Genomic DNA, 18,881 nt, shown 5'->3' with positions numbered 1-18,881 from the left:
TTAAACTCTTTCCATAATAAATAAAAACATTACCCTTTATCGTTTGGATTGAGGGCCTCTGTCAACCGTTGATGCACTTCCTGCTGCAGCTCATTATTAAGGGCGCGCCGGTCGGCGGTGGCGATTATGAATAAATCTTCTACTCGCTCGCCAATGGTTGTAATTCGGGCGCCATGCAGCGAAATTCCCAGATCGGCAAAAATCTGCCCGACCCGCGCCAGCAGTCCAGGCTGGTCGAGAGCGATAAGTTCAAGGAATGATTTTCGGTCGGTGTGGGTCGGCAGGAAAGTAACCTCGGTATCGACGGTAAAGTGGCGTAATTTTGCCGGCTGACGACGTGGTTGCGGTGGCTGCCAGCTGCGCTGCGTGATGGCCTGTTCCAGTCCAAAACGGATCGCTTCGTGTCGGTCTGAAGACAGCGGGCTGCCGTCCGGTTCCAGCACGATGAATGTATCCATCGCCATCCCATCTCGGGTAGTGAAAATCTGCGCATCGTGGACGCTTAGATTGCGCCTGTCCAGTTCGGCGCAGACGGCGGCAAACAGGTAAGGGCGATCGGGGCTCCAGATGAAAATTTCCGTTCCGCCGCGCGTGGCCTGCGGGCTGAGCAGGATTAGCGGCTTACTGAGATCGTGCTGCAGCAGATGACGCGCATGCCAGGCCAGTTGATTTGGGCTGTGGCGCACGAAATAGTTGGCGCGACAGCGCGACCAGATGTGGTGCAGCGCTTCTTCATCAATGTTGTCCATACGCAGTAGCGCCAGTGCCTGAAGCTGATGATGGCGAACGCGTTCGCGCATATCTGGCGTGTTTTGCATCCCTCGACGTAGCTGTTTTTCCGTCGCAAAGTACAGCTCGCGCAGCAGACTTTGCTTCCAGCTATTCCACAGCGTTTCGTTAGTAGCGCAAATATCCGCGACGGTCAGGCACACTAAAAAGCGCAGACGATGTTCCGTTTGTACTTCTTCAGCGAATTGCTTGATCACTTCCGGATCCTGAATATCACGGCGCTGAGCGGTCACCGACATCAGCAAATGCTGACGCACCAGCCAGACGATCAGCTGCGTTTCACGCGAGTTCAGACCGTGCAGCTCGGCGAATTTGAGCACGTCCTGGGCGCCGAGAACCGAGTGATCGCCGCCGCGACCTTTGGCGATATCGTGGAACAGCGCGGCAATCAGAATTAGCTCCGGCTGTCGCAAGCGCGGCCACAGATCCACGCACAGCGGATGGCGCGGACGGGTCTCTTCGTTAGCAAAACTCTCCAGCTTGAGCATCACACGGATAGTGTGCTCATCCACCGTATAGGCATGAAACAGGTCAAACTGCATTTGGCCGACAATGTGCGACCATTGCGGCATATAGGCCCACAAAACGCTGTGCCGATGCATCGGCAGCAGGCCGCGACTCACCGCGCCCGGATGGCGCAACATACTGAGAAACAGCGAACGCGCTTCCGGAATGTAGCAGAGTGGCTGGGTTAAATGACGGCGGGCATGACGCAAATGGCGCAGCGTGGTGGAGTAAATCCCGCTGATCGCGCTGTTACGTACCATGATGTAGAACATCCGCAATATCGCTTCGGGTTTACGGATAAACAGGTCGTCGTTGCGCAGATCGATCAATGTGCCGCGCAGTTGAAAGTCGTCATCAATCGGGCGCGGTTTTTCATCGGCTGGCAGGGCGAGGATCGCTTCGTCGAACAGTTGCAACAGCATATGGTTCAGTTCGCTGACCCGTCGCGTGACCCGGAAATAGTCTTTCATCATCCGCTCGATCGGCTCGTTGCCTTCGCCGCCGTAGTTTAGCCGTTGCGCCACGCTGAGTTGGCGGTCAAACAGCAGGCGGTTGTCGTAACGACTAACGACCAGATGCAGGGCGAAGCGAATCCGCCACAGGATATGCAAACATTCATTCAGTTCGGCGCGTTCTGCCAGCGTCAAAAAGCCGAAGCCGACCATTTCGTCCAGCGAGGTGGCGCCAAAATGGCGACGGGCCACCCATTGCAGAGTATGGATATCGCGCAGGCCGCCGGGACTGCTTTTGATATCCGGCTCCAGGTTGTAGCTGGTGCCGTGATAACGCTGGTGGCGCTGATTTTGCTCTTCCACTTTGGCGGCGTAAAATTTATCGGACGGCCAGAAACCTTCGCTAAAAATATGCTTTTGCAGCTCAAGAAATAACGCCACATCGCCGATAAGCAGGCGTGTTTCAATCAGGTTAGTGGCGACGGTTAAATCTGACAATCCTTCCAGCAGACACTCTTCCAGCGTACGCACGCTGTGCCCAACCTCCAGCCTCACGTCCCATAGCAGCGTTAACAGCTCACCGACTTTTTCTGCCTGCGAATCAGGTAGCTTTTTACGACTGAGGATCAGCAGGTCAATATCGGAGAGCGGATGCAGTTCGCCGCGCCCGTAGCCGCCAACGGCAACCAGCGCCAGGTCGGCAATTTGACCGAAACCGGCTTCAATCCACAGGCGCTGAAGCAACTGATCAATAAATTCGGTGCGGGCCTCAATGAGCTGTTCTGCGGAAATTCCACTGTCAAACGCTTCGCCTAACCAGCTCTGGAAGGTGTCGATATGCGCTTTAATACCGGTGCAGTTGAGGTCGTGCTGTGGCCATGTCCCAGGATTTTGTGGCTGGCCAGGCAGGGTGGGGAGGGCAGTATTTGCGTGCTGTTCAGGAAGAGTATTCATTATGCGCCACCCATTAAAAAGCCGGATGATGGCGTGAACGCCTTACCCGGCCTACTAAGTAGTACAATTTGTAGGCCTGATAAGATGCGAATGCATCGCCATCAGGCAAAACATTATTCGCCGTGAGTGATGATCGCCGGGATGGTGTCATCCTTGCGTAACGTCAGAATCTCACAGCCGTTTTCCGTCACTACAATAGTATGCTCGTACTGTGCAGACAAGCTCCGGTCTTTGGTTTTCACCGTCCAGCCGTCTTTCATGGTGCGGATGCGGTAATCACCGGCATTCAGCATCGGTTCTACGGTGAACGTCATGCCCGGCTGCAGTACCACACCGCCGTCGTCTGCATCGTAGTGCAGAACCTGCGGCTCTTCATGGAAGCCGCGACCGATACCGTGACCGCAGTATTCACGAACGACAGAGAAACCTTCACCTTCCGCATATTTCTGAATTGCAGCGCCCAGCGTGCGCAGGCGAATGCCCGGTTTCACCATCCGCAGCGCCAGATACAGGCTTTCCTGCGTGACGCGGCACAGACGCTCGCCCAGAATAGTAGGTTTGCCGACGATAAACATTTTCGAGGTGTCGCCGTGGTACTCGTCTTTAATCACAGTCACATCGATGTTGACGATATCGCCGTCTTTCAGAAGTTTGGCGTCGTCCGGGATCCCGTGGCACACCACTTCATTAATAGAGATACACACGGACTTCGGATAGCCGTGGTAACCCAGGCAGGCGGAAATGGCCTGCTGCTCATTCACGATATAGTCATTACAGATACGATCCAGCTCGCCGGTGCTGACGCCCGGTTTAACAAACGGTTCGATCATTTCCAGTACATCAGCGGCCAGGCGGCCAGCGACGCGCATTTTTTCGATTTCTTCAGGGGTCTTGATTGAGATAGCCATGAATTCTGTCCATCAGTGCCGATGATATCGGCAATAATTGTTTAAGTGCTGCCAATGGTATCAGTCCCGCATACGTGCTGCCAAATTGAGAATCATTAACAGCACACAGTGCCAACAATTATTGGTGTCTATGGCGTATTTGTGGTATAAAGCGCGCCGGACTTCCGATCCATTCGAAGACTACACACGATGGACGGGAGCGACAAATCTCACTTTGTGTAACAACACACACGTATCGGCACATATTCCGGGGTGCCCTTTGGGGTCGGTAATATGGGATGCGTGGAGGCTTAACCCCAACTTTTATATATAGAGGTTTTAATCATGGCAACTGTTTCCATGCGCGACATGCTCAAGGCTGGTGTTCACTTCGGTCACCAGACCCGTTACTGGAACCCGAAAATGAAGCCGTTCATCTTCGGTGCGCGTAACAAAGTTCACATCATCAACCTTGAGAAAACTGTACCGATGTTCAACGAAGCTCTGGCTGAACTGAACAAGATCTCTGCTCGTAAAGGTAAAATCCTTTTCGTTGGTACTAAACGCGCTGCAAGCGAAGCGGTGAAAGAAGCTGCTAACAGCTGCGACCAGTTCTTCGTGAACCATCGCTGGCTGGGCGGTATGCTGACTAACTGGAAAACCGTTCGTCAGTCCATCAAACGTCTGAAAGATCTGGAAACTCAGTCTCAGGACGGTACTTTCGAAAAGCTGACCAAGAAAGAAGCGCTGATGCGTACTCGTGAGCTTGAGAAACTGGAAAACAGCCTGGGCGGTATCAAAGACATGGGCGGTCTGCCGGACGCTCTGTTCGTAATCGATGCTGACCACGAGCACATTGCTATCAAAGAAGCAAACAACCTGGGTATCCCAGTATTTGCAATCGTTGATACCAACTCTGATCCGGACGGTGTTGACTTCGTTATCCCGGGTAACGACGACGCAATCCGTGCTGTGACCCTGTACCTGGGCGCTGTAGCTACTACCGTTCGTGAAGGCCGTTCTCAGGATCTGGCTTCCCAGGCGGAAGAAAGCTTCGTAGAAGCTGAATAATAAGGCACGCTCGTTAGAGCCCTTATAGACCAGGTAGTATCACGTTTGGTTAGGGGGCCTGTATATGGCCCCCTTTTTCACTTTTAAATCTGTGCGGTTTCATGCCGGGCAGATCAAATCTTCCGAGGATTTTAGAATGGCTGAAATTACCGCATCCCTGGTAAAAGAGCTGCGTGAGCGTACTGGCGCAGGCATGATGGATTGCAAAAAAGCACTGACTGAAGCTAATGGCGACATCGAGCTGGCAATCGAAAACATGCGTAAGTCCGGTGCAATCAAAGCGGCGAAAAAAGCAGGCAACGTTGCTGCTGACGGCGTAATCAAAACCAAAATCGACGGCAATATCGCTTTCATTCTGGAAGTTAACTGCCAGACTGACTTCGTTGCTAAAGATGCTGGTTTCCAGGCATTTGCTGACAAAGTACTGGACGCTGCCGTTGCTGGCAAAATCACTGACGTTGAAGTTCTGAAAGCACAGTTCGAAGAAGAACGTGTTGCTCTGGTTGCTAAAATCGGTGAGAACATCAACATCCGTCGCGTTGCTTCCCTGGAAGGCGAAGTTCTGGGTAACTACCAGCATGGTGCTCGTATCGGTGTTCTGGTTGCTGCAACTGGCGCTGACGAAGAACTGGTTAAACAGCTGGCAATGCACGTTGCTGCAAGCAAACCAGAATTCGTTAAGCCGGAAGACGTTTCTGCTGAAGTTGTAGAAAAAGAATACCAGGTTCAGCTGGACATCGCTATGCAGTCTGGCAAGCCGAAAGAAATCGCAGAGAAAATGGTTGAAGGCCGCATGAAGAAATTCACCGGCGAAGTTTCTCTGACCGGTCAGCCTTTCGTCATGGAACCGAGCAAATCTGTTGGTCAGCTGCTGAAAGAGCATAACGCTGACGTAACTGGTTTCATCCGCTTTGAAGTGGGTGAAGGCATCGAGAAAGTTGAGACTGACTTTGCAGCAGAAGTTGCTGCGATGTCCAAGCAGTCTTAATTTTGAAAGGAGCCGCCTGAGGGCGGCTTCTTTTTGTGTCTGGCTTGTAAATTCAGCGAACCGCTATAGTGGTCCTGCTGAAAAGCGACATACAATGTCGCTGGAATTAACTCATCTCATTCGTTGACAGTCTCAGGAAAGAAACATGGCTACCAATGCAAAACCCGTCTACAAACGTATTCTGCTTAAGTTAAGTGGCGAAGCTCTGCAAGGTTCGGAAGGCTTCGGTATTGATGCAAGCATCCTTGACCGCATGGCTCAGGAAATCAAAGAGCTGGTTGAGCTGGGTATTCAGGTTGGCGTAGTGATTGGTGGTGGTAACCTGTTCCGTGGCGCTGGTCTGGCGAAAGCAGGGATGAACCGCGTTGTGGGCGACCACATGGGCATGTTAGCCACCGTAATGAACGGTCTGGCGATGCGCGATGCGCTTCACCGCGCCTATGTGAACGCTCGCTTGATGTCCGCAATTCCTCTGAACGGCGTGTGTGATAACTACAGTTGGGCTGAAGCTATCAGCCTGCTGCGTAACAACCGCGTTGTTATTTTGTCTGCGGGTACCGGCAATCCGTTCTTCACCACCGATTCAGCAGCCTGCCTGCGTGGTATTGAAATTGAAGCGGATGTGGTACTGAAAGCCACCAAAGTCGATGGCGTATTTACTGCCGACCCGGCTAAAGATCCGACGGCGACCATGTACGAACAGTTGACCTACACTGAAGTACTGGATAAAGAGCTGAAAGTCATGGATCTGGCTGCGTTCACGCTGGCTCGTGACCACAAATTACCGATTCGTGTCTTTAACATGAACAAACCAGGTGCACTGCGCCGTGTTGTTATGGGTGAAAAAGAAGGCACGTTAATCACGGAATAATTCCCGTTGCGGCTAAATGCAGGTAATATTCCGCTTTAATGTCGCGGGATACGTCCCTCAAAATTAATCAAGACTATACTTGTCACATCTTGCGCGGCGGGTATGGTCTGACTGAAACAAGCTTTCAAGGATTCGTAACGTGATCAACGATATCAGAAAAGATGCTGAAGTACGCATGGACAAATGCGTCGAAGCGTTCAAAAACCAAATCAGCAAAATTCGCACGGGTCGTGCTTCTCCTAGCCTGCTGGATGGTATTGTCGTGGAATATTACGGCACACCGACTCCGCTGCGCCAACTGGCAAGCGTAACGGTTGAAGATTCCCGTACCCTGAAAATCAACGTGTTTGACCGTTCTATGGGGCCAGCCGTTGAGAAAGCCATCATGGCTTCCGACCTCGGTCTGAATCCAAGCTCTGCGGGTTCCGACATCCGCGTTCCGCTGCCGCCGCTGACCGAAGAACGTCGTAAAGATCTGACCAAGATCGTGCGTGGCGAAGCTGAAGGCGCGCGTGTTGCGGTACGTAATGTACGCCGCGATGCAAACGACAAAGTGAAAGCGTTGTTGAAAGAAAAAGAGATCAGCGAAGATGATGATCGCCGTTCTCAGGACGACGTACAGAAACTGACTGACGCTGCAATCAAGAAAGTTGATGCGGCGCTGGCAGAGAAAGAAGCGGAACTGATGCAGTTCTGATTCGCCTGTACGCTAAAAACGCCGCTTAGAAGGCCTGAGAAGGCTGGATGGCGGCGTTTTGCTTTTTTCTGTCTATATACCTTAAAGGGTAAAATTCTTCTGGATGTCTCATGAAGCAATTAACCATCCTGGGATCAACCGGTTCCATTGGTTGCAGTACGCTGGATGTAGTACGCCATAACCCGGAAAAATTTCGTGTTACTGCGTTGGTGGCGGGTAAAAATGTCGCCCGCATGGTAGAGCAATGCCTGGAGTTTTCTCCTCGCTATGCGGTAATGGACGATGAAAAAAGCGCTGCGTTGGTAAAAGCAGCTCTGCTGGAGCAGGGCAGTCGCACAGAGGTCATGAGCGGTCAGCAGGCTGCCTGTGATATGGCTGCGCTGGATGATGTTGATCAGGTCATGGCGGCAATTGTCGGCGCAGCGGGCTTATTGCCAACGCTGGCGGCAATTCGTGCGAGCAAAAGTATTTTACTGGCGAACAAAGAGTCTCTGGTGACCTGCGGTCGTCTGTTTATGGACGACGTGAAACGCCACAAAGTGCAGCTTTTGCCGGTAGATAGCGAGCATAACGCGATTTTTCAGAGTTTACCGCAACCTATCCAACACAATCTGGGATACGCTGACCTTGAGCAAAACGGCGTTATGTCAGTTCTGCTTACCGGGTCTGGTGGCCCATTCCGTGAAACGCCATTGCGCGATCTGGTCTCTATGACCCCCGATCAGGCATGTCGTCATCCGAATTGGTCGATGGGACGAAAAATCTCTGTCGATTCCGCCACCATGATGAACAAAGGTCTGGAATACATTGAAGCGCGTTGGTTATTTAATGCCAGTGCAAGCCAGATGGAAGTGCTGATTCACCCGCAGTCGGTTATTCATTCGATGGTCCGTTATCAGGATGGTAGTGTTCTGGCGCAGTTGGGTGAACCGGACATGCGTACACCTATTGCCCATACCATGGCATGGCCAGAACGAGTGACGTCCGGTGTTAAGCCTGTCGATTTTTGCAAACTCAGTGCGCTGACGTTTTCAGCACCTGATTACCAGCGTTATCCGTGCCTGAAGCTGGCGATGGACGCGTTTGAGCAAGGGCAGGCGGCGACGACTGCACTTAATGCCGCGAATGAAATTACCGTTGCCGCGTTTCTGGCGCAGCAGATCCGATTTACCGATATTGCTGACCTGAATTTATCCGTGCTGGATAAGATGGATTTGCAGGAGCCGCAGAGCGTTGATGACGTGCTGAAGGTTGATGCCATCGCGCGGGACGTCGCCAGAAAAGAAGTGATGCGACTCTCAAGCTGATGATAATCCCTCTACGGAGAATCGTGCTATTTGTTAGCGTTGGGCTTCAGTGATATAGTCTGCGCCACCCGATCGCGGGTATTTGCTTTTTTTCGGTCGGGTAAGCCGTGGTTTGACACGGCTTTTTTGTGGATGGGCTTCAGTATTCCTGAGTACCGTAAATCCTTTCAGGGACTAATAACGCGTTATGTTGTCTGCAACTAAACCATTAAGCGAAAATTTGCCAGCACATGGTTGTCGCCATGTCGCAATTATCATGGATGGCAATGGCCGCTGGGCGAAAAAGCAAGGGAAGATTCGCGCCTTTGGGCATAAGGCCGGAGCAAAATCCGTCCGCCGGGCTGTCTCTTTTGCTGCCAATAACGGTATTGATGCGTTAACGCTGTATGCCTTTAGCAGTGAGAACTGGAACCGACCTGCGCAGGAAGTGAGCGCGTTAATGGAACTGTTTGTGTGGGCACTTGATAGTGAAGTGAAAAACCTGCACCGCCATAACGTACGTCTGCGTATTATCGGGGATATCAGTCGATTTAACTCTCGTTTGCAAGAACGGATTCGCAAATCAGAAGCGATTACTGCCCAGAATACCGGGTTGACGCTGAATATTGCAGCGAATTACGGTGGACGGTGGGATATAGTCCAGGGGGTCAGGCAACTGGCACAACAGGTGCAGGATGGTCTGCTGCGTCCAGAGCAAATCGATGAAGAGATGCTTGGGCAGCAAATTTGTATGCATGAACTGGCTCCTGTGGATTTAGTGATAAGGACTGGGGGAGAGCATCGAATTAGTAATTTTCTGTTGTGGCAAATTGCCTATGCCGAACTTTACTTTACGGATGTTCTCTGGCCCGATTTCGATGAACAAGACTTTGAAGGTGCGCTGCATGCCTTTGCTAATCGTGAGCGTCGTTTCGGCGGCACCGAGCCCGGTGATGAAAAAGCCTGATGGGGGTCGCTTTTGCTGAAGTATCGCCTGATTTCTGCTTTTGTTTTAATACCCGTTGTCATCGCGGCGCTGTTTTTGCTGCCGCCGGTGGGGTTCGCCATTGTCACGCTGGTCGTTTGTATGCTGGCCGCCTGGGAATGGGGACAGTTAAGCGGTTTTACCACGCGTACACAGCGAGTCTGGCTGGCGGTTTTGTGCGGGCTATTGCTGGCGCTAATGCTGTTCTTACTGCCGGAATACCATCGCAATATTCATCAACCGCTGGTTGAAGTATCGCTGTGGGCGTCGCTGGGCTGGTGGGTCGTGGCGCTGTTGCTGGTATTGTTTTATCCCGGCTCTGCGTCGGTCTGGCGTAATTCCAAAACATTACGCATAATTTTCGGCGTGTTAACCATTGTTCCGTTTTTTTGGGGAATGCTGGCGCTACGTGCATGGCACTATGATGAGAATCATTATAGTGGCGCGCTATGGCTGCTGTATGTCATGATCCTCGTTTGGGGAGCGGACTCTGGTGCGTATATGTTTGGTAAGCTGTTTGGCAAACATAAGCTGGCACCGAAGGTTTCTCCTGGTAAAACCTGGCAGGGTTTTATTGGCGGACTCGCCACTGCGGCCGTGATCTCATGGGGTTATGGCATGTGGGCGAATCTTGAAGTTGCGCCTGTCACCTTGCTCATTTGCTCCATCGTTGCAGCCCTGGCCTCCGTGCTGGGTGACCTGACCGAGAGTATGTTTAAGCGTGAAGCAGGTATTAAGGATAGTGGTCACTTAATTCCAGGACACGGTGGTATTCTGGACCGTATTGATAGCCTGACGGCTGCGGTACCGGTCTTTGCCTGCCTGTTGTTACTGGTATTCAGGACGCTCTAACGGATGGTCTTATGCTGAGTATTCTCTGGAATCTGGCTGCATTCATTGTCGCACTTGGTGTGCTTATCACCGTGCATGAATTTGGTCATTTCTGGGTTGCGCGGCGCTGCGGAGTCCGCGTCGAACGCTTTTCCATTGGTTTTGGAAAAGCGCTTTGGCGGCGTACCGATAAATTAGGTACGGAATACGTTATCGCCCTGATTCCCCTCGGCGGTTACGTCAAAATGCTGGATGAGCGCGCTGAACCAGTCGCACCGGAGCTGCGCCATTACGCTTTCAACAATAAAACGGTTGGACAACGCGCAGCCATCATCGCCGCAGGTCCGATTGCAAACTTCCTTTTTGCTATTTTCGCTTACTGGCTGGTGTTTATCATCGGTGTCCCTGGCGTTCGTCCGGTTGTTGGTGAAATAACACCCAACTCGATTGCCGCGCAGGCGCAAATTCAGCCGGGTACGGAACTAAAAGCGGTTGATGGTATCGAAACCCCTGATTGGGATGCCGTGAGATTGCAACTGGTAGCCAAAATTGGCGATGAGCATACGACTCTCAGCGTAGCGCAGTTTGGCAGTAACCAGCGTCAGGACAAAACGCTGGATTTACGTCAGTGGGCATTTGAGCCAGACAAAGAGGATCCCGTCTCCAGTTTAGGGATTCGTCCGCGCGGTCCGCAGATTGAACCGGTGCTGTCAGAAGTGCAGGTTAACTCCGCTGCAAGTAAGGCGGGTTTGCAAGCAGGCGACAGGATCGTTAAAGTCAATGGTCAGCCGCTGACGCAATGGATGACGTTTGTGACGCTGGTGCGCGATAATCCGGATAAGCCGTTAGCGCTAGATATTGAAAGACAAGGAAGTTCCTTGTCTTTAACGTTAACCCCAGATTCAAAACAGGTTAACGGGAAGGCAGAAGGTTTTGCGGGCGTGGTGCCTAAAGTTATTCCTCTGCCTGATGAGTATAAGACTGTACGCCAGTATGGGCCATTCAGCGCCGTCCTCGAAGCCTCGGATAAAACGTGGCAGTTGATGAAGCTGACGGTCAGTATGCTGGGAAAATTGATTACCGGTGATGTAAAACTGAACAACCTCAGTGGGCCGATTTCTATCGCCCAGGGGGCTGGGATGTCAGCGGAATTCGGGGTTATTTATTACCTGATGTTCCTTGCGCTTATCAGCGTGAACTTAGGGATAATCAACCTGTTTCCGTTGCCCGTTCTTGACGGGGGGCATCTGCTGTTCCTGGCGATTGAAAAGCTGAAGGGCGGTCCGGTATCCGAGCGGGTTCAAGACTTTAGTTATCGCATTGGCTCTATCTTGCTGGTGTTGTTAATGGGGCTTGCACTTTTCAATGATTTCTCTCGGTTGTAAGAGAGTGTTAGGAAGAACGCATAATAACGATGGCGATGAAAAAGTTGCTCATAGCGTCGCTGCTGTTTAGCAGCGCCACCGTATACGGTGCTGAAGGGTTCGTAGTGAAGGACATTCATTTCGAAGGCCTACAGCGAGTCGCCGTTGGTGCGGCTCTCCTCAGTATGCCGGTGCGCACAGGCGACACGGTTAATGATGAAGACATCAGTAATACCATTCGTGCTCTGTTCGCCACCGGTAACTTTGAGGATGTCCGCGTCCTGCGCGATGGTGATACCCTTCTGGTTCAGGTAAAAGAGCGTCCGACGATTGCCAGCATCACTTTCTCCGGTAATAAATCGGTGAAAGATGACATGCTCAAGCAAAACCTCGAGGCGTCTGGCGTGCGTGTTGGCGAGTCTCTGGATCGCACCACGCTTGCCGATATCGAAAAAGGCCTGGAAGATTTCTACTATAGCGTCGGTAAGTACAGCGCCAGTGTGAAAGCGGTGGTGACGCCGTTGCCGCGTAACCGCGTTGACCTCAAGCTGGTCTTCCAGGAAGGTGTTTCGGCGAAGATCCAACAGATCAATATCGTCGGCAACCATGCCTTCACGACTGACGAACTTATCTCTCACTTCCAGTTGCGTGACGAAGTGCCGTGGTGGAACGTGGTGGGCGATCGTAAATACCAGAAACAGAAGCTGGCGGGCGACCTTGAAACCCTGCGCAGCTACTATCTGGATCGCGGTTATGCCCGCTTCAATATTGATTCCACTCAGGTCAGCCTGACGCCGGATAAAAAAGGTATCTACATCACCGTTAACATCACAGAAGGCGAGCAGTACAAGCTTTCTGGTGTTCAGGTGAGCGGTAACCTGGCCGGGCACTCCGCCGAAATTGAGACCCTGACGAAGATTGAGCCAGGTGAACTCTATAACGGCACCAAAGTGACCAAGATGGAAGATGATATCAAGAAGCTCCTGGGTCGCTATGGCTATGCCTATCCGCGCGTACAGTCGCAGCCTGAAATCAACGACGCTGACAAAACCGTTAAATTACGTGTAAACGTGGATGCGGGTAACCGTTTCTATGTGCGTAAGATTCGTTTTGAAGGTAACGACACCTCTAAAGATTCCGTTCTGCGTCGCGAAATGCGTCAGATGGAAGGTGCATGGTTGGGCAGCGATCTGGTCGACCAGGGTAAAGAGCGTCTGAACCGTCTGGGTTACTTTGAAACAGTTGATACCGATACTCAGCGTGTCCCGGGCAGCCCGGATCAGGTTGATGTAGTCTACAAGGTCAAAGAGCGTAACACCGGTAGCTTTAACTTCGGCGTCGGTTACGGTACTGAAAGCGGCGTGAGCTTCCAGGCTGGCGTTCAGCAAGATAACTGGTTAGGTACCGGTTATTCTGTCGGCATCAACGGCACCAAAAACGACTACCAGACCTATACTGAGTTGTCAGTGACCAACCCGTACTTCACCGTTGATGGTGTGAGCCTGGGTGGCCGTGTCTTCTATAACGATTTTGAAGCGAATGATGCGGATCTGTCCGACTATACCAACAAAAGTTATGGTACAGATGTCACGCTTGGCTTCCCGGTAAACGAATACAACACGTTGCGTGCTGGCCTGGGCTATGTCCATAACAAACTGTCCAACATGCAGCCGCAGGTTGCGATGGATCGTTATCTTGAGTCAATGGGCGAGACCAATACCAACAGTTTTGCCGCTGATGACTTCACCTTTAACTACGGTTGGACGTACAACAAACTGGACCGTGGGTACTTCCCTACGGACGGTACACGCGTCAACCTGAACGGTAAAGTCACCATTCCGGGTTCTGATAACGAATACTACAAAGTGTCGATGGATACCGCGACCTATGTGCCGATCGATGATGATCACAAGTGGGTGGTTTTAGGACGCACGAAGGTAGGCTATGGCGACGGTATTGGCAGTAAAGAGTTGCCGTTCTACGAGAACTTCTATGCGGGTGGCTCCAGCACCGTGCGTGGCTTCCAGTCTAATACCATCGGTCCGAAAGCGGTCTATAAACCTGGGGCTTATGCCGGAGATACCGACAGCTACGAAGAGTGTACCAATAAAGACGGTTCGTACTGTAAATCAGACGATGCGGTCGGTGGTAACGCCATGGCCGTAGCCAGTCTGGAATTTATTACCCCGACGCCGTTTATCAGTGATAAGTATGCCAACTCGGTCCGTACCTCCTTCTTCTGGGATATGGGTACCGTTTGGGATACTAACTGGCAGGATAGCGCTCAAACACGTGCTATAGGTGTGCCGGACTACAGTGATCCAAGTAATATCCGTATGTCAGCGGGTATCGCTTTACAATGGATGTCCCCATTGGGGCCGTTGGTTTTCTCCTACGCCCAGCCGTTCAAGAAGTACGATGGAGACAAAGCGGAACAGTTCCAGTTTAACATTGGTAAAACCTGGTAATTGTTCTTCGCAAAGGAATGTAGTGGTAGTGTAGCGATGACTTTAGGCGATCTTGCATGGGATCGCCTGGCCACGCAAAGAACTGCACCTTCGGGTGCAAATGGGATGGTAAGGAGTTAATTGTGAAAAAGTGGTTATTAGCTGCAGGTCTCGGTTTAGCGATGGCAACGTCCGCACAAGCGGCTGACAAAATTGCAATCGTCAACATGGGTAGCCTGTTCCAACAGGTTGCACAGAAGACAGGCGTTTCTGCTACGCTGGAAAACGAGTTCAAAGGCCGTGCCAGCGAACTGCAGCGTATGGAATCCGATCTGCAATCTAAGATGCAGCGTCTGCAATCAATGAAAGCAGGTAGCGATCGTACCAAGCTGGAAAAAGACGTTATGGCTCAGCGCCAGACTTTCTCTCAGAAAGCTCAGGCTTTTGAGCAGGATCGTGCGCGTCGCTCCAACGAAGAACGTGGCAAACTGGTTACTCGTATCCAGACTGCTGTGAAATCTGTTGCCAGCAGCCAGAGCATCGATCTGGTCGTTGACGCAAACACCGTTGCATACAACAGCAGCGATGTAAAAGACATCACCGCTGACGTACTGAAACAGGTTAAATAAGTAATGCCTTCAATTCGACTGGCTGATTTAGCAGAGCAGTTGGATGCAGAATTACACGGTGATGGCGATATCGTCATCACCGGCGTAGCGTCCATGCAATCTGCGCAAACTGGCAATATCACGTTCATGGTGAATCCTAAGTACCGTGAACATTTAGGCGTATGCCAGGCTTCTGCCGTAGTAATGACGCAGGACGATCTTCCTTTTGCTAAAAGTGCCGCGTTGGTAGTGAAGAATCCCTACCTGACCTATGCACGTATGGCGCAAATTTTAGATACCACGCCTCAGCCTGCACAGAACATTGCACCGAGTGCAGTGATCGATGCAACGGCGAAGCTGGGTAATAATGTCTCTGTGGGCGCAAATGCGGTCATTGAGTCTGGCGTAGAACTGGGTGATAACGTCGTTATCGGCGCAGGCTGCTTCGTCGGAAAAAATACTAAAATCGGTGCAGGTTCACGCTTGTGGGCGAATGTGACGATTTACCACGACATTCAGATCGGTGAGAATTGCCTGATCCAGTCAAGCACTGTCGTTGGATCTGATGGATTTGGTTACGCGAACGATCGCGGTAACTGGGTAAAGATCCCGCAACTTGGTCGCGTGATTATCGGCGATCGCGTTGAGATCGGCGCTTGTACCACCATTGACCGTGGTGCTCTGGACGATACTGTGATCGGTAATGGTGTTATCATTGATAACCAGTGCCAGATTGCGCATAACGTTGTGATTGGCGACAATACGGCAGTAGCCGGTGGCGTCATTATGGCGGGTAGCCTGAAGATTGGCCGTTACTGCATGATTGGCGGCGCCAGCGTGATCAATGGGCATATGGAAATATGCGACAAAGTCACGGTGACTGGCATGGGTATGGTGATGCGTCCTATCACCGAACCTGGCGTCTATTCCTCAGGCATTCCGCTACAACCCAATAAGGTATGGCGTAAAACAGCTGCACTGGTGATGAATATTGATGATATGAGCAAGCGCCTCAAAGCGATTGAGCGCAAGGTTAATCAACAAGACTAAAGCACCGTTTTTGCATGTCTGACTTTTCGGCCTGTCCCATTCATACGATTGCGACAGGCCGTGTTATTATTGCCTTTTAGTATATTTTGACAGGAAGAGTATTTTGACTACTAACACTCATACTCTGCATATTGAAGAGATTTTAGAACTTCTGCCGCACCGTTTTCCGTTTCTGCTGGTTGATCGCGTGCTGGATTTTGAAGAAGGTCGTTTTCTGCGCGCAGTGAAAAATGTATCCGTTAACGAGCCTTTCTTTCAGGGCCACTTCCCGGGTAAACCTATTTTCCCTGGCGTATTGATTCTGGAAGCGATGGCACAGGCTACCGGTATCCTTGCGTTTAAAAGCGTAGGAAAACTGGAACCAGGCGAACTGTATTATTTCGCGGGTATTGACGAAGCACGCTTTAAGCGTCCTGTCGTGCCTGGCGATCAGATGATCATGGAAGTGACTTTCGAGAAAACGCGCCGTGGCCTGACCCGTTTTAAAGGGGTTGCGCTGGTCGACGGTAAAGTTGTGTGCGAAGCAACGATGATGTGTGCCCGTAGCCGGGAGGCCTGATACGTGATTGATAAATCCGCCTTTATTCACCCGACCGCCATTGTAGAAGAGGGCGCCAGCATTGGTGCCAATGCTCACATTGGCCCATTTTGTATTGTTGGACCCCATGTTGAAATTGGTGAGGGTACCGTACTGAAGTCTCACGTTGTCGTGAATGGCCATACAAAAATTGGTCGCGATAACGAGATCTATCAGTTTGCCTCCATCGGTGAAGTTAACCAGGATCTTAAATATGCTGGCGAACCGACCCGTGTGGAAATTGGCGATCGCAATCGCATCCGCGAAAGCGTCACCATTCATCGTGGCACAGTGCAGGGCGGTGGAGTGACGAAGGTGGGCAGCGATAACTTACTGATGATTAATGCGCATGTCGCGCATGATTGTACGGTAGGAAACCGCTGTATTCTGGCGAATAACGCCACGCTTGCCGGACATGTTTCGCTGGATGATTTTGTTATCATCGGCGGCATGACTGCGGTGCATCAGTTCTGCATCATCGGTGCTCATGTGATGGTTGGCGGCTGTTCTGGTGTAGCCCAGGACGTGCCTCCGTACGTTATCGCCCAGGGCAACCACGCGACGCCGTTTGGCGTCAATATCGAAGGTCTGAAGCGTCGTGGATTCACCCGCGAAGCGATTACCGCGATTCGTAACGCCTACAAAGCGTTGTACCGTAGTGGTAAAACGCTGGAAGAAGTGAAACCAGAAATCGCGGAACTGGCGAAACAGTACCCCGAAGTTCAGGCTTTCAGCGACTTCTTTGAGCGCTCAACGCGTGGCCTGATTCGTTAATGACTGAACAGCGTCCTTTAACGATTGCCCTCGTCGCCGGAGAAACCTCCGGCGATATTCTTGGTGCAGGGTTAATCCGTGCACTCAAGGCTCGCGTTCCCAATGCGCGTTTTGTTGGTGTGGCGGGTCCGCTGATGCAGGCCGAAGGCTGTGAAGCCTGGTACGAAATGGAAGAGCTGGCGGTCATGGGCATTGTTGAAGTGCTCGGACGTCTGCGCCGTTTACTGCATATTCGTGCCGACCTCACTCGCCGATTCACCGACTTAAAGCCGGATGTTTTCGTTGGCATTGATGCACCTGATTTCAACATTACCCTCGAAGGGAACTTGAAAAAACAGGGCATTAAAACCATTCATTATGTCAGTCCGTCCGTCTGGGCGTGGCGACAGAAACGCGTTTTCAAAATAGGCAGATCCACCAACATGGTGCTGGCCTTTCTGCCTTTCGAAAAAGCGTTTTATGACAAATTTAACGTCCCGTGCCGCTTTATCGGTCATACCATGGCGGATGCCATGCCGTTGGACCCGGATAAAAACGCGGCACGTGATATTCTGGGCATTCCTCATGACGCTCACTGCCTGGCGCTACTGCCAGGAAGCCGTGGTGCAGAAGTGGAGATGCTCAGCGCCGATTTTCTGAAAACGGCGCAGCTATTACGCCAGCATTATCCGGATCTCGAAGTGGTGGTGCCGTTGGTGAATGCCAAACGTCGCGAGCAGTTTGAACGCATCAAAGCGGAAGTTGCACCGGAGCTTTCCGTACATCTGCTCAATGGTATGGGACGTGAAGCAATGGTGGCCAGCGACGCCGCACTGCTGGCTTCAGGTACCGCCGCGCTGGAATGTATGCTGGCAAAATGCCCGATGGTGGTTGGCTACCGTATGAAACCCTTCACCTTCTGGCTGGCGAAGCGTCTGGTGAAGACTGATTACGTTTCGCTACCTAACCTGTTGGCGGGAAGAGAACTGGTTAAAGAGCTGTTGCAGGAAGAGTGTGAACCGCAGGCGCTGTCGCAAGCGCTGTTGCCGTTGCTGGCGAAGGGTAAAACCAGCCATGCGATGCACGACACATTCCGTGAACTGCACCAGCAGATCCGTTGCAATGCTGATGAGCAGGCAGCGGATGCGGTCCTGGAGTTAGCGCAATGATTGAATTTGTGTATCCGCATACGCATTTAGTGGCGGGTGTGGATGAAGTCGGACGCGGCCCTTTGGTCGGCGCGGTCGTCACTGCTGCCGTCATTCTGGATCCGGCTCGCCCTATTATCGGTCTTAACGACTCAAAAAAACTGTCAGAAAAACGTCGCCTGGCGCTATTTGATGAAATTAAAGAAAAGGCGTTAAGCTGGAGCCTGGGTCGGGCGGAACCGCATGAAATCGACGAACTGAACATTTTGCATGCTACCATGCTGGCCATGCAGCGTGCGGTTGCGGGTCTGCATATTGCGCCCGAATACGTGCTGATTGACGGCAATCGTTGCCCGGCATTACCGGTACCGTCGATGGCGGTGGTCAAAGGTGATAGCCGTGTGGCGGAGATCAGCGCTGCATCGATTCTGGCAAAAGTGACCCGTGACGCTGAAATGGCGGCGCTGGATACGGTTTTTCCACAGTATGGTTTTGCACAGCACAAAGGTTATCCAACCGCATTTCATCTGGAAAAATTGGCACTGCATGGTGCGACTGAGCACCATCGCCGCAGCTTTGGCCCCGTCAAACGCGCACTGGGACTCTCGTCCTGATT

Annotated in this window: 17 protein-coding genes; 15 read left to right on the top strand and 2 right to left on the bottom strand. The window is 51.8% G+C overall.

Annotated elements, in window-relative coordinates:
• Positions 1–29: 29 nt before the first annotated feature.
• On the bottom strand, positions 30–2,702 hold the full coding sequence (gene glnD, locus SK33_RS19230; RefSeq protein WP_003837534.1) for a bifunctional uridylyltransferase/uridylyl-removing protein GlnD: 2,673 nt from the start codon (positions 2,700–2,702) through the stop codon (positions 30–32).
• A 113-nt stretch (positions 2,703–2,815) separates the two neighbouring features.
• Positions 2,816–3,610, bottom strand: coding sequence for a type I methionyl aminopeptidase (gene map / locus SK33_RS19225; RefSeq protein WP_003018555.1), 795 nt, complete (start codon positions 3,608–3,610; stop codon positions 2,816–2,818).
• A 324-nt stretch (positions 3,611–3,934) separates the two neighbouring features.
• Here map and rpsB point away from each other — a divergent pair, with 324 nt between their 5' ends.
• From rpsB to rnhB, 15 genes are all read left to right on the top strand, one after another.
• Entirely contained in the window at positions 3,935–4,660 is a 726-nt protein-coding gene (rpsB, locus tag SK33_RS19220; RefSeq protein ID WP_003018553.1) for a 30S ribosomal protein S2, read from the top strand.
• Between the two features lie 136 nt (positions 4,661–4,796).
• Positions 4,797–5,648 carry a translation elongation factor Ts gene (gene tsf / locus SK33_RS19215; protein WP_003018551.1) on the top strand — a complete coding sequence of 284 codons (852 nt, stop codon included), beginning with the start codon at positions 4,797–4,799 and terminating at the stop codon, positions 5,646–5,648.
• Between the two features lie 145 nt (positions 5,649–5,793).
• On the top strand, positions 5,794–6,519 hold the full coding sequence (pyrH, locus tag SK33_RS19210) for a UMP kinase (protein WP_003018549.1): 726 nt from the start codon (positions 5,794–5,796) through the stop codon (positions 6,517–6,519).
• Between the two features lie 139 nt (positions 6,520–6,658).
• Positions 6,659–7,216: a ribosome recycling factor gene (gene frr / locus SK33_RS19205; protein ID WP_003018547.1), complete on the top strand. Its 558-nt coding sequence runs from the start codon at positions 6,659–6,661 to the stop codon at positions 7,214–7,216.
• A gap of 110 nt (positions 7,217–7,326) precedes the next feature.
• Positions 7,327–8,523, top strand: coding sequence for a 1-deoxy-D-xylulose-5-phosphate reductoisomerase (ispC, locus tag SK33_RS19200; RefSeq protein ID WP_048219676.1), 1,197 nt, complete (start codon positions 7,327–7,329; stop codon positions 8,521–8,523).
• Positions 8,524–8,710: 187 nt separating this feature from the next.
• Positions 8,711–9,469, top strand: coding sequence for a (2E,6E)-farnesyl-diphosphate-specific ditrans,polycis-undecaprenyl-diphosphate synthase (gene ispU, locus SK33_RS19195; RefSeq protein WP_003018543.1), 759 nt, complete (start codon positions 8,711–8,713; stop codon positions 9,467–9,469).
• Positions 9,470–9,481: 12 nt separating this feature from the next.
• The gene (gene cdsA, locus SK33_RS19190; protein ID WP_003018541.1) at positions 9,482–10,339 is read left to right on the top strand and encodes a phosphatidate cytidylyltransferase; all 858 of its coding nucleotides are present in this window, start codon (positions 9,482–9,484) and stop codon (positions 10,337–10,339) included.
• Positions 10,340–10,350: 11 nt separating this feature from the next.
• Positions 10,351–11,703 (top strand): sigma E protease regulator RseP, encoded by a 1,353-nt coding sequence (rseP, locus tag SK33_RS19185; RefSeq protein ID WP_003837540.1) that lies wholly within the window; start codon positions 10,351–10,353, stop codon positions 11,701–11,703.
• 29 nt (positions 11,704–11,732) lie between these two features.
• The gene (gene bamA, locus SK33_RS19180) at positions 11,733–14,150 is read left to right on the top strand and encodes an outer membrane protein assembly factor BamA (RefSeq protein WP_032948557.1); all 2,418 of its coding nucleotides are present in this window, start codon (positions 11,733–11,735) and stop codon (positions 14,148–14,150) included.
• A 122-nt stretch (positions 14,151–14,272) separates the two neighbouring features.
• Positions 14,273–14,758: a molecular chaperone Skp gene (gene skp, locus SK33_RS19175; protein WP_003018533.1), complete on the top strand. Its 486-nt coding sequence runs from the start codon at positions 14,273–14,275 to the stop codon at positions 14,756–14,758.
• Positions 14,759–14,761: 3 nt separating this feature from the next.
• Positions 14,762–15,787, top strand: a complete 1,026-nt coding sequence (lpxD, locus tag SK33_RS19170) for a UDP-3-O-(3-hydroxymyristoyl)glucosamine N-acyltransferase (protein ID WP_003018531.1) — start codon at positions 14,762–14,764, stop codon at positions 15,785–15,787.
• 103 nt (positions 15,788–15,890) lie between these two features.
• Complete coding sequence (gene fabZ / locus SK33_RS19165; protein WP_003018528.1) at positions 15,891–16,346, top strand: 3-hydroxyacyl-ACP dehydratase FabZ; 456 nt, start codon at positions 15,891–15,893, stop codon at positions 16,344–16,346.
• 3 nt (positions 16,347–16,349) lie between these two features.
• Positions 16,350–17,138 carry an acyl-ACP--UDP-N-acetylglucosamine O-acyltransferase gene (lpxA, locus tag SK33_RS19160; RefSeq protein ID WP_003018525.1) on the top strand — a complete coding sequence of 263 codons (789 nt, stop codon included), beginning with the start codon at positions 16,350–16,352 and terminating at the stop codon, positions 17,136–17,138.
• Positions 17,138–18,286 (top strand): lipid-A-disaccharide synthase, encoded by a 1,149-nt coding sequence (lpxB, locus tag SK33_RS19155; RefSeq protein WP_003018522.1) that lies wholly within the window; start codon positions 17,138–17,140, stop codon positions 18,284–18,286. The genes lpxA and lpxB overlap by 1 nt, the downstream gene beginning before the upstream one ends.
• On the top strand, positions 18,283–18,879 hold the full coding sequence (gene rnhB / locus SK33_RS19150) for a ribonuclease HII (protein WP_003018518.1): 597 nt from the start codon (positions 18,283–18,285) through the stop codon (positions 18,877–18,879). The genes lpxB and rnhB overlap by 4 nt, the downstream gene beginning before the upstream one ends.
• Positions 18,880–18,881 lie beyond the last annotated feature (2 nt).

Source organism: Citrobacter sp. MGH103 (genome assembly GCF_001034475.2).
Lineage (GTDB): Bacteria > Pseudomonadota > Gammaproteobacteria > Enterobacterales > Enterobacteriaceae > Citrobacter > Citrobacter freundii.
The sequence above is the reverse complement of the archived record's forward strand: the minus strand, read 5'-3'. Positions and strand labels throughout refer to the sequence as shown.